Annotated in this window: 12 protein-coding genes; 9 read left to right on the top strand and 3 right to left on the bottom strand. The window is 69.5% G+C overall.

The genetic code is table 11. The features are described from left to right. Position 1 precedes the first annotated feature (1 nt). The 3 genes from ispG to ASD23_RS16540 all read left to right on the top strand — a co-directional run bounded on the left by ispG (position 2) and on the right by ASD23_RS16540 (position 2495). The gene (ispG, locus tag ASD23_RS16550) at positions 2-1132 is read left to right on the top strand and encodes a flavodoxin-dependent (E)-4-hydroxy-3-methylbut-2-enyl-diphosphate synthase (protein WP_056013951.1); all 1131 of its coding nucleotides are present in this window, start codon (positions 2-4) and stop codon (positions 1130-1132) included. A gap of 84 nt (positions 1133-1216) precedes the next feature. Then, positions 1217-2233, top strand: coding sequence for a hypothetical protein (locus ASD23_RS16545; protein ID WP_056013949.1), 1017 nt, complete (start codon positions 1217-1219; stop codon positions 2231-2233). A 70-nt stretch (positions 2234-2303) separates the two neighbouring features. Next, positions 2304-2495: a hypothetical protein gene (locus ASD23_RS16540; RefSeq protein ID WP_056013947.1), complete on the top strand. Its 192-nt coding sequence runs from the start codon at positions 2304-2306 to the stop codon at positions 2493-2495. A 24-nt stretch (positions 2496-2519) separates the two neighbouring features. Here the strand turns inward: ASD23_RS16540 and ASD23_RS16535 are convergent, their stop codons facing one another. After that, positions 2520-3956 carry an RNB domain-containing ribonuclease gene (locus ASD23_RS16535; protein ID WP_056013944.1) on the bottom strand — a complete coding sequence of 479 codons (1437 nt, stop codon included), beginning with the start codon at positions 3954-3956 and terminating at the stop codon, positions 2520-2522. A 26-nt stretch (positions 3957-3982) separates the two neighbouring features. Here ASD23_RS16535 and ASD23_RS16530 point away from each other — a divergent pair, with 26 nt between their 5' ends. Beyond that, the gene (locus tag ASD23_RS16530) at positions 3983-4201 is read left to right on the top strand and encodes a hypothetical protein (protein ID WP_056013941.1); all 219 of its coding nucleotides are present in this window, start codon (positions 3983-3985) and stop codon (positions 4199-4201) included. A 65-nt stretch (positions 4202-4266) separates the two neighbouring features. Further along, positions 4267-6030, top strand: coding sequence for a proline--tRNA ligase (locus ASD23_RS16525; RefSeq protein ID WP_200941747.1), 1764 nt, complete (start codon positions 4267-4269; stop codon positions 6028-6030). Positions 6031-6090: 60 nt separating this feature from the next. Here ASD23_RS16525 and ASD23_RS16520 read toward each other — a convergent pair whose 3' ends face one another. Beyond that, positions 6091-7614, bottom strand: a complete 1524-nt coding sequence (locus ASD23_RS16520) for an alanine/glycine:cation symporter family protein (protein WP_056013938.1) — start codon at positions 7612-7614, stop codon at positions 6091-6093. Between the two features lie 214 nt (positions 7615-7828). Between ASD23_RS16520 and ASD23_RS16515 the strand changes: the two genes are divergently transcribed. Further along, positions 7829-9853: a PhoX family protein gene (locus ASD23_RS16515; RefSeq protein WP_056014933.1), complete on the top strand. Its 2025-nt coding sequence runs from the start codon at positions 7829-7831 to the stop codon at positions 9851-9853. A gap of 75 nt (positions 9854-9928) precedes the next feature. Here ASD23_RS16515 and ASD23_RS16510 read toward each other — a convergent pair whose 3' ends face one another. After that, complete coding sequence (locus ASD23_RS16510; protein WP_056013935.1) at positions 9929-11542, bottom strand: flavin monoamine oxidase family protein; 1614 nt, start codon at positions 11540-11542, stop codon at positions 9929-9931. A gap of 161 nt (positions 11543-11703) precedes the next feature. Here ASD23_RS16510 and ASD23_RS16505 point away from each other — a divergent pair, with 161 nt between their 5' ends. The 3 genes from ASD23_RS16505 to ASD23_RS18695 all read left to right on the top strand — a co-directional run bounded on the left by ASD23_RS16505 (position 11704) and on the right by ASD23_RS18695 (position 13744). Next, positions 11704-12261 carry a helix-turn-helix domain-containing protein gene (locus ASD23_RS16505; RefSeq protein WP_056013932.1) on the top strand — a complete coding sequence of 186 codons (558 nt, stop codon included), beginning with the start codon at positions 11704-11706 and terminating at the stop codon, positions 12259-12261. Positions 12262-12404: 143 nt separating this feature from the next. After that, positions 12405-13403 carry a transcription termination factor NusA gene (gene nusA, locus ASD23_RS16500; protein ID WP_056013929.1) on the top strand — a complete coding sequence of 333 codons (999 nt, stop codon included), beginning with the start codon at positions 12405-12407 and terminating at the stop codon, positions 13401-13403. Positions 13404-13480: 77 nt separating this feature from the next. After that, a complete protein-coding gene (locus ASD23_RS18695) occupies positions 13481-13744 on the top strand; it encodes a YlxR family protein (protein ID WP_082571611.1) in 264 nt (87 codons plus the stop codon). The last annotated feature ends 1 nt before the right edge of the window (position 13745 follow it).

Here is a 13745-nt window from a genome sequence, read left to right as displayed (position 1 = left end):
AATGCCCAAAGTCCCTGAGGTACTGGCCCCGCGACGCAAGTCCCGCCAGATCAAGGTGGGCAAGGTGCTCGTCGGCGGTGACGCCCAGGTGAGCGTGCAGTCGATGACGACGACGCCGACGACGAACATCAACGCCACGCTGCAGCAGATCGCCGAGCTCACGGCATCGGGCTGCGACATCGTGCGCGTCGCCGTACCGAGCCGCGACGACGCCGAGGCGCTGCCGATCATCGCGAAGAAGAGCCAGATCCCGGTCATCGCCGACATCCACTTCCAGCCGAACTACGTGTTCCAGGCGATCGATGCCGGTTGTGCCGCGGTACGCGTCAACCCGGGCAACATCCGCAAGTTCGACGACAAGGTCGGCGAGATCGCGGCGGCGGCGAAGGCGGCCGGCGTGAGCCTGCGCATCGGCGTCAACGCCGGATCGCTCGATCCGCGACTGCTGCAGAAGTACGGCAAGGCGACGCCCGAGGCGCTCGTCGAGTCGGCGGTCTGGGAGGCGAGCCTCTTCGAGGAGCACGACTTCCACGACTTCAAGATCTCGGTCAAGCACAACGACCCCATCGTCATGGTCAAGGCCTACCGACTGCTGGCCGAGCGAGGCGACTGGCCGCTGCACCTCGGCGTCACCGAGGCGGGCCCGGCATTCCAGGGCACGATCAAGTCGGCCACCGCGTTCGGCATCCTCCTCGGCGAGGGCATCGGCGACACGATCCGCGTCTCGCTTTCGGCTCCGCCGGTCGAAGAGGTCAAGGTGGGCCTGCAGATCCTGCAGTCGCTGAACCTCCGCGAGCGCAAGCTCGAGATCGTCTCGTGCCCGTCGTGCGGCCGCGCGCAGGTCGACGTCTACAAGCTCGCGAACGACGTCACCGATGGCCTCGAGGGCATGACCGTGCCACTCCGCGTCGCCGTCATGGGCTGCGTCGTCAACGGCCCGGGCGAGGCCCGTGAGGCCGACCTCGGCGTGGCATCCGGCAACGGCAAGGGCCAGATCTTCGTCAAGGGCGAGGTCATCAAGACCGTGCCCGAGTCCGAGATCGTCGCGACCCTCATCGAGGAGGCCAACCGCATCGCCGACGAGATGGGCGCCGACGCGCCGGTCGGCACTCCTGAGGTGCTGACGCCCTAGCGACGCCGATCGCCGGCGAAGCGTGACCGAATCGAGACGTCGTCGCCCGAGTCGTGGCCGGTGCCGAGGCGCTACATTTCAGGGATGACGCGCACTGCCACCATCGTTCTCGCCGGCATCCTCCTCTCGGTCCTCACCGGCTGCGCGGCAACGGCTGAGGCGGATCCGACGCACTCGCCCGAGCCGGTTCCGAGTGCCGAGCCGAGCGCCGAGCCCGCCGCGGCACCGAAGCCGGCCATCGCCCTCGGGGGTTCCTGCGATGCGCTCGTCGATGAGGCGACCCTGTCCGGGCTCGTCGGCGGCGACGTCGCTCCGATCGAAGCCGAGAACTTCGGCCGGGTGTGGGCGATCGCGGTGCTCGGCGGACTCGACTGCGGATGGATGGAGCAGGACGGTGACGCCTACGTCCAGCTCGAGGTGATCCCCGCAACCGGCCTCGACGCCCAGGTCGCCGCTGCTGGCGCGGCATCGCCCGAGTGCGGCTTCGGCGGGTCCGATCCAGAACGGATGTGCTCCTTCAGCACCGAGGTCGGCGGGTACTGGTTCTCGGGGATCGTCAGTGTGTCGAATGCCGCGACCGACACGGCTCCCGGCGTCATCGAGGAACTCACGTCACGACTCGAGGCGGCGGCCGCGGAGTCGGCGCCCGTTCCGGCAGTGCTTCCGCCCGGGATGTGGATCGCGCACGACGACTGCGCCGCCTTCGGGGCTTCGATCGACACGAGCGCGATCCTCGGCATGCCGTTCACGGCGGCGGAGGGGAACCGCGGCGGGCCGGCGACGCCCGGATTCGTGGGATCGATCGAGGCGGTCGGAGACTTCCCGTGCGTCTGGTCGAGCGCCGATGGGAACCGCTGGTTCGCAACAGAACTGCTGCCGGGCGCCGGGTGGGGGGTCACCGAACTGTCGTCCACCGAGGGAGCCGAATCCGTCGTGGTCGACGGTGCCGTGCAGGCAGTCGTCCTGCCGGTCGATGGCGGCGGGTCGGTCGTGTACGCCACCGATGGTGCGAACCTCGCATGGGTGTCGGTACCCGGCGACGTCGATCGGACCACGGCGTCGGCGCTGACCGCCGCGGTGATGGACGCGGCCTCGCGCTGAGACGCGCCCGAGCGTATGGTGGGCGGCACACGGATGCCCCGGGAGCATCCGATCGCGAGAGGAGACCGCAATGAGCGGTGACGGCAGCGAGTTCGAGTACCCCGATGCGGCGGGCTACCCCGACGGCATGGGCACCCTGCACGAGGGCATCGACGACGGCCCGGACGGCACCGATGCGGATGCCGAAGCGGCCGCGACGGCGACCGAGGGCGACCTCGAGGAGTTCGCCCTCGACGACGAGGAAGACGACGAGGGCGTCTGACCGCGAGGCGCGTCGCCGAGCGCGTCAGGCGGATGCTGCGACGGCCCCGAACTCGATCGTGCCCGTGGCGATGTCGGCTGCGAGCAGCAACACCTCGAGTGCGGTGCCGGCGCGAACGCCGACGGGTGCAGGGCACATCGCCGTGACCGCGGGTTCGGCGAGCTGCAGCACCACTCGCTCACCGCGCACCTCGAGCACCGTCGCGCGGAAGTGTTCGCCGACGCGAGCGCTGAGCAGTGCGGCTTCGACTCGCGCGATCGACTCGGCCTCGAGCCGGCCGGCGCGCTGCGAGGAGGCGCCCATGAGCGAGGGCAGTTCGTGGAGCGAGGCACGGGCCCAATCGGGCACCTCCCGTTTCGCGCAGAGCGCCTCGCAGACGACGAGCCCCCACCGGTCGACGAGGCGGCGCAGCGGCGCCGTGACATGGGCGTACGGCGCCGCGAGTGCGGATTGGATCGGATCGGGCGGGACCTCGCCGTCGACGGCGAGGTAGCCGGCACCTCGGAAGAGTCCGGACGCCGCCTGCATCACCGCGAGCGAGGCGGGGTCGTCACGGTCGAGCCCGCGGAGGTATTCGCCGTAGGAGACGGTCTCGGGCCAGGGCAGTCCGAGCGCGCGGGTCTGCGCGCGGAAGGCCGTGGTGCGCTCCTCGCTCGGCTTCGGCATCGTGCGGAGCACGCCGACGCGTGCGTCGAGCATGAGCTGCGCCGCCGCCATGCCGGTCATGAGCGAGAGCTGCGCGTTCCACTCCTCGACCGGCAGTGGGTGGCGGCGCTCGAGGGAGTAGCCGCCGTCGGCGGTGCGCACGATCTCCTCATCGGGGGAGTTGAGGCTCGCGCCGCCGCGAGCACGCTCGAGCTCGATGCGCAGCATCCCGACCTCCCGCAGCAGCGCGAGCGGGGAGTCGCCGTCGCCGGCATCGATGCGCGCCTGCGCCTCGTCGTACGTGAGCTGTTCGCGCGATCGCACCATCGCCCGGGTGAGTCCGGTCGACGTCACCTCGCCCTCCTCGTCGAGCTCGAACGCCCAGACGAAGGCGCTCCGATCCGCGTCCGGCAGCAGCGACGCACGGTCCTCGCTGAGCACCACCGGATGCAGTGGTACCCGGCCGTCGGCGGCGTAGAGCGTCTGGCCCCTGCGCCGGGCCTCGAGGTCGACGGCGCCGCCCGGGTACACCCAGCCCGGGACATCCGCGATCGCGTAGTGCACGAGGAAGCCGCCGGCCAGGCGTTCGATGCAGAGCGCCTGGTCGAGGTCGGTCGACCCCAGCGGGTCGATCGTGAGGAAGGCCAGGTGACGGAGGTCGGTACCGGGGGCGGCCGCGCGCATCGACTCGGCCTCTGCGAGCACTTCGGGCGAGAAGGACTCTGGCACGTCGAGTTCGGCCCGGAGCTTGGCGAGGGCGACCGCCAGTTCGCTCTGCGCGACGGACTCCGTGACGTGCGTTCGGCGGCTCGGCATGGCCCCAGCCTAGATAGAATCCGGGGATGACCATCAACAGCCGCCACCTCGAGAATGCCGCCAACGCCCGCGACGACGCGTACCACCTCATCGAGGAGTTCGAAGACGGCGACGTGCACCCTCGCGTGCTCGAGGTGCTCGAAAGCCTCGACACCGCGCTGTTCGACCTCATCAACTGGGCCGACCAGGTCACCCGCCACCTCGCCGAGAGCGGCGTCGAAGTTGTGGACGTCGACCTCACCTGAGGCCCTCCTGCACCCGTCCTGACAACAGGGCGGGAGGCATCCGCCGCGCTCAGTAGAATCGTCGGGTGCCCACACGCCTGACGAACTACTTCCTCCGTACGCTCCGCGAAGACCCCGCCGACGCCGAGGTCACGAGCCACCGACTGCTCGTGCGCGCCGGCTACATCAGGCGCCAGGCGCCAGGCGTGTTCGCGTGGCTGCCGCTGGGCCTGCGCGTGAAGGCGAAGATCGAGGCGATCATCCGCGAGGAGATGACGAACGCGGGCGCGCACGAGGTGCACTTCCCTGCGCTGCTGCCGCGCGAGCCCTACGAGGTCACGAACCGCTGGACCGAGTACGGCGACAACCTCTTCCGCCTGCAGGACCGCAGGGGAACCGACTACCTGCTCGCGCCGACGCACGAGGAGGTCTTCACGCTGCTCGTGAAGGACCTCTACAACTCGTACAAGGACCTGCCGCTGTCGATCTACCAGATCCAGGACAAGTACCGCGATGAGGCCCGGCCGCGCGCCGGTCTCCTGCGCGGCCGCGAGTTCACGATGAAGGACGCGTACTCGTTCGACATCTCCGACGAGGGACTCGACGCGAGCTACCAGGCGCAGCGCGACGCCTACGAGCGGATCTTCGCGCGGCTCGGCCTCGAGTACGTCATCGTCAAGGCGGATGCCGGTGCGATGGGCGGCTCGAAGAGCGAGGAGTTCCTGCACCCGACCCCCGTCGGCGAAGACACCTTCGTTCGCTCGGCCGGCGGTTACGCGGCCAACGTCGAGGCGTTCGAGACGATCGTGCCCGAGTCGATCCCGTTCGAGGGACTGCCGGCACCCGTCGTGCTCGATTCGCCGAACACGCCCACGATCGCGACCCTCGTCGACCTCGCGAACGCCGAGTACCCGCGGCCCGACGGCCGCGCGTGGACCTCGGCCGACACCCTGAAGAACGTCGTGCTCGCTGTCGTGGCGCCCGACGGCACCCGCGAACTCGTCGTGATCGGCCTGCCCGGCGACCGCGACGTCGAGATGAAGCGCGTCGAGGTCGCGTTCGCTCCGGGTGAGGTCGAGCCCGCGACCGAGGCCGACTTCGCCAAGCACCCCGGCCTCGTGAAGGGCTACATCGGCCCCTGGTCCGAGAGCGGCGCCGTGCTCGGCGAGGAGTCCGCCACCGGCATCCGCTTCCTCGTCGATCCGCGCGTCGTCGACGGCACCGAGTGGATCACCGGCGCCAACGTCGACCAGAAGCACGTCTTCGGTCTCGTCGCGGGCCGCGATTTCGTCGCCGACGGCACCGTCGAGGCATCCAACGTGCTGCCCGGCGACCCCGCGCCCGACGGCTCGGGCCCCGTCGAACTCGCCCGCGGCATGGAGATCGGCCACGTGTTCCAGCTCGGGCGCAAGTACGCCGAGGCGCTCGGCCTCAAGGTGCTCGACGAGAACGGCAAGCTCGCGACCGTCACGATGGGTTCATACGGCATCGGCGTCACGCGTATCCTCGCGATCATCGCCGAAGACAACAACGACGACAAGGGCCTCATCTGGCCGGCTGCCGTTGCGCCGTTCGACGTGCACGTGGTCGCGACCGGTCGTGACGAAGCGGTGTTCGAGGCGGCGGAGACGATCGTCGCCGAGCTCGAGGCATCCGGGTTCGACGTGCTCTACGACGACCGACCCAAGGTCTCGCCCGGCGTCAAGTTCGGCGACGCCGAGCTCATCGGCGTCCCGAAGATCGTGATCGCCGGCCGCGGCGTCGCCGAGGGCATCGTCGAGGTCTGGGACCGGGCGACGGGGGAGCGCACGCAGGTCGCGATCGGCGAGGTCGCCGCAGCGCTCGCCTGACGAACCGAGCTCACCCGAACCGCTCGCCCGGCGATCCGATCGATCGCCTGGGCGGGCGGTTCAGTGCTTCTCGCCGGTCTCGTGCTGCTCGTGCAGGTGGTCGCGGTGCTTCTCGGCCTCGTGCCGCAGCGTCGCGAGGTCGAGCGGGCCGGTGACGGTGAGCTCGTCCTCCCAGCACTCGATGCCGCCGACATCGGGCAGCAGGGCGCGGGTGAAGACGGGGTTCCGGCCATCCCGCCGCTGTTTGGTGTAGTCGCGCAGCAGGCGGAAGGCGATTCCCGAGAGCAATGCGATCGCCACCAGGTTGATGAGCGCCATGATGCCCATGATGCCGTCGGCGGTGTTCCAGATGAGATCCGAGGATGCCACCGAGCCGACGAAGATCGCGACGACGACGAGGATCCGATAGCCGGCGAGCACCGAGCGCCGCGGGGTGATGAACTCGATGTTGGACTCGCCGTAATAGTAGTTGCCGAGGATCGAGCTGAAGGCGAGCAGGAAGATGATGACGCTCAGCGCGATGCTCGACCAGGCACCGAGATTCGACACGACGGCGTTCTGCGTCAGCCCGATGCCTCGTGTGGCGTTCTCGAGGTCGGGACTCGAGACCAGGATGATGAAGGCCGTGATCGAGCAGACTAGGAAGGTGTCGAAGTAGACGCCGAGCGTCTGCACGAGCCCCTGCTTCACGGGGTGCGTCACGGCGGCGCTCGCGCCGGCGTTCGGCGCGGAACCGAGCCCCGCCTCGTTCGAGAACATGCCGCGCTTCACCCCGGTCAACACGATCATGCCGAGCGTCGCGCCGACGACCTCGTTGAACCCGAACGCCTCGGTGAAGATCGAGGCGAACACCTCGGGGAACTTCTCGAAGTTCATGGCGACGATCACGAGGCCGAGCAGCAGGTAGAGCAGGGCCATGAGGGGCACGACCGCCTGGGTGACCGAGGCGATGCGGCGGACACCGCCGAACACGACGAGCGCGGTGAGCACGGCGAGCACGAGGCCGACGACCCAGGAGACCCAGTCGGGGGCGCCGTCGGGGCTGATCGTCACGGCGACCGTCGCGCTGATCGTGTTGGCCTGGAGCGATGAGAACGCGAACGGGAAGCAGATGATGAGCACGATCGCGAAGAGCACGCCCATCCAGCGCGCACGCAGGCCGCGCTCCATGTAGTACGCCGGTCCGCCGCGGAAGCCGTCCTGGTCGCGCACCTTGAACAGCTGCCCGAGCGTCGACTCCACGAAGCTCGAGGCGCCGCCGACGAAGGCCATCAGCCACATCCAGAAGATCGCGCCCGGGCCGCCGATCGCGATCGCCGTGCCGACGCCCGCGATGTTCCCGACGCCGACTCGCGACGCCGCCGAGATGGTGAACGCCTGGAACGCCGACACCGATTGCGGCTCGCCTGCGGCGTCGCGCGGGGTCTTGTCGGTCAGCGTGCGGAACATCTCGGGGATCAGGCGGAACTGCACCACGCCGGACCGCAAGGTGAAGTACACCCCGAGGATCACGACCACGGGCAAGACGATCCAGGTCCAGAGCACGTCGCCCCCGGCGAGCACCCATTCGTTCACGGCATCCATGTGCCCAGTATCGCGAGCGCGGCCCGGGTGCGGTGCGGCGGCGCGCCGCGGCGGGCATGAGGCGCGAGGCCCTCGATCGTTCACCGCGGGTTCACCCCTCGTTCAGCGGTCGTCCGAAGCGGATTCGGATTCCGCGAGCACTGTGCAGAAAGGCATCCCGACCCCCGAGCGTGAGGACCGATCTGTGACGATCACCGACATCCAGCTGTTCCCCATGGCCGATCACGTGCGAGGCAAGCGCTCGCCGGTGACGTGCCACTTCAAGTGCGGCAACGCCTGCCTGGGCCCCGAGTGCAACACCTCCGCGAACCCCGCCTTCCGCGAGATCGCCTCCGCCGCACTGTCGCGTCGGGCGCTGCTCGGGCTCGGTGCAGCCGGTGCGGTGGGCATCGCCCTCGCCGCAGCGACGCCGGCCGGCTCGGCCCTCGCCGCTCCCGGCGGCGGAGCCTCCGGCGCGCTCGGCGGCCTCCCGTTCGATGCGATCTCGCCGGTGCCGAAGCTCGTCGACGACTTCAACGTTCCCGAGGGCTACAGCTGGGCCCCCATCATCCGCTGGGGCGACCCGCTCTTCTCGGGGGTGCCTGCGCTCGACTTCGACCACCAGACGCCTGAGGCGCAGGCGGGCCAGTTCGGCTACAACTGCGACTACCTCGACATCATCGCCGACCGGAGCGGTCGCACGGGCGTGCTCGTGAACAACCACGAGTACGTGAACCCTGGCATCATGTTCGCGCCGACGAGCGACGCGGCCGAGCTCGACCGGCGCGCGGCGATCTACAAGGCGGCGCACGGCTTCTCCGTCGTGGAGCTGCGCCGCAGCAAGATCGGCCAACCGTGGCGCTACCTGGTCGACGGTCGCCGCAACCGCCGCATCACGGCCGACACGGTGTTCGAGGCGACCGGGCCCGCGGCGGGCAGCGAGCTGCTGAAGACCGCCGAAGATCCCGAGGGCCGTTGGATCAAGGGCACGCTCGGCAATTGCGCCGGCGGAACCACCCCGTGGGGCACCGTGCTGTCGGGTGAGGAGAACTTCGACGGCTACTTCGTCTGGGCGGCCGACACGGCCGGACAGAAGCGCTATCGGGCGACGCCGAGCACGAAGTCGACCTACACGTTCGAGCGCATCGACCCGCGCTTCGACGCCCACGACGCCGGCTTCGTGAACGAGCCCAACCGCTTCGGCTGGATCGTCGAGATCGACCCGGAAGACCCGGCATCGACCCCGCGCAAGCACACCGCGATGGGCCGGTTCAAGCACGAGGGCGCCAACGTCATCATCGCCGGAGACGGCCGCGCCGTCGCCTACATGGGCGACGACCAGACGAACGACTACCTCTACAAGTTCGTCTCCAGGGGCACCTTCGACCCGAAGAACACCCCCGTCGCCCGACGCAACAACCTGGGGCTGCTGAGCGAGGGCGACCTCTACGTCGCCAAGTTCGCGGGCAACTCGCCGGCGGCCGAGATCACCGGCACCGGCGCGCTTCCCGCCGACGGGCGCTTCGACGGCACGGGCCAGTGGATTCCGCTCACGCAGAACGGGGAGAGCGTCATTCCCGGCATGACGACCGAGGAAGTGCTCGTGTTCACGCGGCTCGCGGCCGACACGGTCGGCGCGACGAAGATGGACCGCCCCGAGGACGTGCAGCCCAACTCGAAGACGGGCAAGGTGTACGTCGCGCTCACCAACAACTCGTCGCGGACCCTCGCGACGATCGACGAGGCGAACCCCGTCACGGGCAATCGCAACGGGCACATCATCGAGCTGACCGAGACGGCGGGCCAGTCTGGTGCCGCGTTCGGCTGGAGCATCCTGCTGCTCTGCGGCGACCCGGCGGTCGACCAGAACACCTACTTCGCCGGGTTCCCGAAGGAGCTCGTGTCACCCATCTCATGTCCCGACAACCTTGCGTTCGACTCCGCGGGCAACCTCTGGATCTCGACCGACGGCGCCCCCAGCAAGATCGGCTTCAACGACGGACTCTTCAAGGTGCCGCTCGAGGGACCCGACCGCGGCCGCGTGCAGCAGTTCCTCTCGGTGCCGCGCGATGGCGAGACCTGCGGTCCGGTCATCCACGACCAGGAGGGAATGGTCTTCGTGGCCGTGCAGCACCCGGGCGAAGAAGGGACGGTCGCGGCGCCGACCTCCTTCTTCCCCGACTACGTGCCGTCCCACCGGCCCGAGAGCGGCCTCGTGGCCGCGCCCCGGCCCTCCGTCGTGCAGGTCTGGCGCGGCTAGCTCGCCACGACCAGCGCCGCGCTCGCAGAAGCGGGTGACGGATGCCGCGGCATCCGTCACCCGCAGCGCGTACGGCTACGCCGCGACGGCCTTCGCGGCCCGCTCACCGGACACCACGGCGCCGTTCAGGAAGCCGAAGTACTCGACGCTCGTGTGCTCGCCGGCGAAGTGCACGTTGCCCTCGGGTGTCGAGCCCGCACCGAAGAGCGAGGTGTATTGCCCGGGCCGCAGCACGGTGTACGCGCCCTTCGACCACGGGTTCGCCCACCAGAAGTCGCGATACGACTTGCCGGTGTACGCCGCGGTCATCCCGGGGAAGATCGGTTCGGTCTGCGCGAGGAGCCCGCTGACCTGCGCGGCGCTCGCTGGTCCGAACGCGTTGCCCGTCCAGGCCTTCACCTGGTCGCCCGAGGGGAAGTAGTTGAACACGCCGGTCGGCAGGGGGTGGTCGGCGGTGTCGTCCCATCCGCATTGGAAGCCGCTCTTGTTCGTGTACGCGGCGCCGCCGTAGCCCTGCTCGACCCACGGGCGGTGGCTCACCTGCACGTGCACCTTCGCATTCGCGCCCAGGCCGACCTCGTCGATCGCGCGCAGCTTCAGGGCCGAGAAGCCCGACTGCGTGAGGTCGCAGTCGCGCAGGGTGGTGAACGGGAGGGCGAGGATGGCTCGGTCGGCGGTCTGGTCGACGGTCGAGTTGCCGACCCGGAAGCTGAGCCGCACGGTGCCGTCGGCGTTGCGCTTGACGGCGGTGAGCTTGTAGCCGTAGCGCACGGTGTTCGCCGGCAGTTCCTCGAGCATGCGGGAGACCAGCAGGTCGTTGCCGCCGTTCACGGAGTACTTCTCGTCGGCGCCGTTGACGGGCGAGAGGCTGTTCTGCGCGTTCCACCCGAGCAGGTAGATGAGACTCAGCGCCGACTGCTCGTGCGGTTCGAGCCCGTACTCGCTCATCACGTTCGACTGCATGAGCTTGGCGAAGCGGCTCGAGAGCCCGCCGGGCACGTTGGCGGCGAGCCACTGGTCGACGGTCAACTGGTCGAGGGCGACGCCGGCCGCCGTGTGGTTGTCGTAGGTCTGGCAGTACGGCGCGCTCGCGAGTGCCGCCTTGAAGGCCTGGTAGACGACTCCCCAGTCGGCGTTCGCGTCGTCGTAGGGGTAGTCGGCTCCGTCGATCCAGTACTTGTCGTCCCACCCCTGGTAGCTGCCCCCGGCGACCACGTCGAGGCTCAGGCCCAGGTTCGACGCGAGGTTGCGGGTGGCGTTGTGGTCGGTGTTGATCAGGGCGCCGCCATGTTCGACGACGATGCCGTCGTCGAAGTATCCGCGCAGGCTGTAGCAGCGGCCGCCGGCCCTGGCGCTGCCCTCGTAGATCGTCGAGGCGATGCCCTTGACGCGCCAGAGCCAGTGGGCGGCGCGCACGCCGGCGAGACCTGCGCCGACGATCAGGACTCGGGGTGCCGGGCCGGGCTTGGCCACCGCGGCGTGGGCGGGCGTCGCCATGGCGAGGGCGGCGCCGGCACCGATCGCACCGCCGGCGATGAGCGCATTGCGCCTGCTGATGCCGTCGGGAGCCTCCGCTGCGCGCCCGAGCACGTCGTCGACGGGGACGCCCGTGCGGTCGGCTTCGGCGTGCACGCGGAGGATGCGGCCGAGCCGTGCGCTGAGCGGGGTGGTGCCTCGGGAACCTGTCATGATGAGAGCCTCGCAATCCGTGTTGGTTGGGATCAGTGCTGCTTAACATGTTGCTTAGTGCAATTGAGCAGGATGCCTCGTGGCGCGTCAAGCCCCAACTTCTCGCGTCGGCGGCCGAACCGCGGCCCGCGACACCCGCGAGACGGTGACTGGAGGTGGGAATGACCGGCAACGACGTCGGCGACCAGGTGCGTCGCTACCGGGTCGCCCGGCGGATGTCGCAGCGCGCCCTCGGCGAGCAGGCCGGCGTCACCTCGGGGTTCCTCAGCCAGCTCGAGACGGGCCGGGCCAACGCGAGCATCTCGACGCTGCGCCGCCTCGCCGACGCGCTCGGCGTCGGCCTCGCCGACCTCGTCGAACCCGGCCCGGTGTCGGCGGCTCGCGTCGTGCGAGCGGGCCTCCGGCGCACGCTCTCCGCGAGCGACGGCATGACGAAGACCTTCCTCACCGAGCCGCCGTTCGGGCACCTCGAGATGTACGCGGTCACCATGGAACCCGGGGGATCGACCGGCCCGAGCCAGTATCGGCACGGCGACTCGGAGGAGGTGCTGCTCGTGCTGCGGGGACGCGTTCGCGTCGAACTCGCCGACGAGGTGCACGAGCTCGAAACCGGAGACAGCATCGTCTTCGCGAGCAGCACGCCGCACCGGGTGGCGAACGGCGGCGACGGCGAGGCCGAGCTCGTCTGGGTGAACAGTCCGCCCACGCCCGCCGATTGAGGACCCCGTGCGACGACGGGGGTCGTCGATGGCGTGTCGCGGCGTCCAGCATGGCTGACCGGGGGCCGCGACATCCGGTACCGTAGAGTCCTGTCCGCTCCGAGGGGAAGCGGCGTGAGAGCTGAATAGAGGAGGCCGGGTTCATGGATATCGACCTCAGCGTGCTGCGGATGATGGAGCGCGAGAAAGAGATCCCATTCGACGAGCTGGTGGAGATCATCGAGCAGGCCATTCTCATGGCGTACTTGAAGCACACCCATCCCGACCAGCACGGCCACGCGAACCCCGACGGCGCCCGTGCGCACCTCGATCGCAAGACCGGCCACGTCTCGGTGTTCGTCCCCGAGCTCGATGAAGAGGGCAACGTCGTCGGCGAGGCCGAAGACAGCCCGAGCGACTTCGGCCGCATCGCCGCGTTCGCCGCGAAGCAGGTCATCAACCAGCGACTGCGCGACATCGCCGACGACGCCGTGCTCGGCGAGTTCCGCGGGCGCGAGGGCGACATCGTCGCCGGCGTCATCCAGCAGGGGCCGAACCCGCGCATGGTGCACATCGACCTCGGCTCGGTCGAGGCGATCCTGCCTCCCGAAGAGCAGGTGCCCGGCGAGGAGTACCTGCACGGCCAGCGCATCCGCGTCTACGTGACGAGCGTCGCCAAGGGCCTCAAGGGCCCGTCGATCACCGTCTCGCGCACCCACCCGGCACTCGTGCGCAAGCTCTTCGCACTCGAGGTGCCCGAGATCGCCTCGGGTGTCGTCGAGATCGTCTCGCTCGCCCGCGAGGCCGGACACCGCACGAAGATCGCCGTGCGCGCGACCCAGCCCGGCGTGAACGCGAAGGGCGCAGCGATCGGCGAGCTCGGCCAGCGCGTTCGCGCCGTCACCGCCGAACTCGGCGCCGAGAAGATCGACATCGTCGACTGGAACGACGACCTTGCGACCTTCGTCGCGAGCGCGTTGAGCCCTGCGAAGGTCACGAGCGCGTTCGTGATCGACGAGGCGACGCGCGCCGTGCGCGCCCTCGTGCCCGACTACCAGCTCTCGCTCGCGATCGGCAAGGAGGGCCAGAACGCCCGCCTCGCCGCGAAGCTCACGGGGGCGAAGATCGACATCCAGCCCGACTCGGTCCTCGAGTCCGACTGAGTCCAACGGCCGCCGAGCGGTCGCCGTCATGTCCACCCATCGGCCGCCGTCGGCGGCCGCACAGCGCAGAGTGTAAGATGGAACCCGTCAGAACGTGCATCGGATGCCGTTCGCGCGCCCCAAGGTCCTCACTTCTGAGGGTCGTCTCCCAGAACTCCCACGTCGTGGCCGATGTCACGGCTGTGCTTCCGGGCAGGGGTGCGTGGTTGCATCCGACACTCGAGTGCTACCGCCTCGCCGTTCGGAAGCACGCCTTCGGGCGAGCGCTCCGCATTCGCGGCGACGTGGACACCGGCAACGTAGAGAACAGGCTGAACCCACAAGTGATGACCAATGAGTGAC

The sequence above is a fragment of the Agromyces sp. Root1464 genome, assembly GCF_001427265.1.
Classification (GTDB): domain Bacteria; phylum Actinomycetota; class Actinomycetes; order Actinomycetales; family Microbacteriaceae; genus Agromyces; species Agromyces fucosus.
The sequence above is the reverse complement of the archived record's forward strand: the minus strand, read 5'-3'. Positions and strand labels throughout refer to the sequence as shown.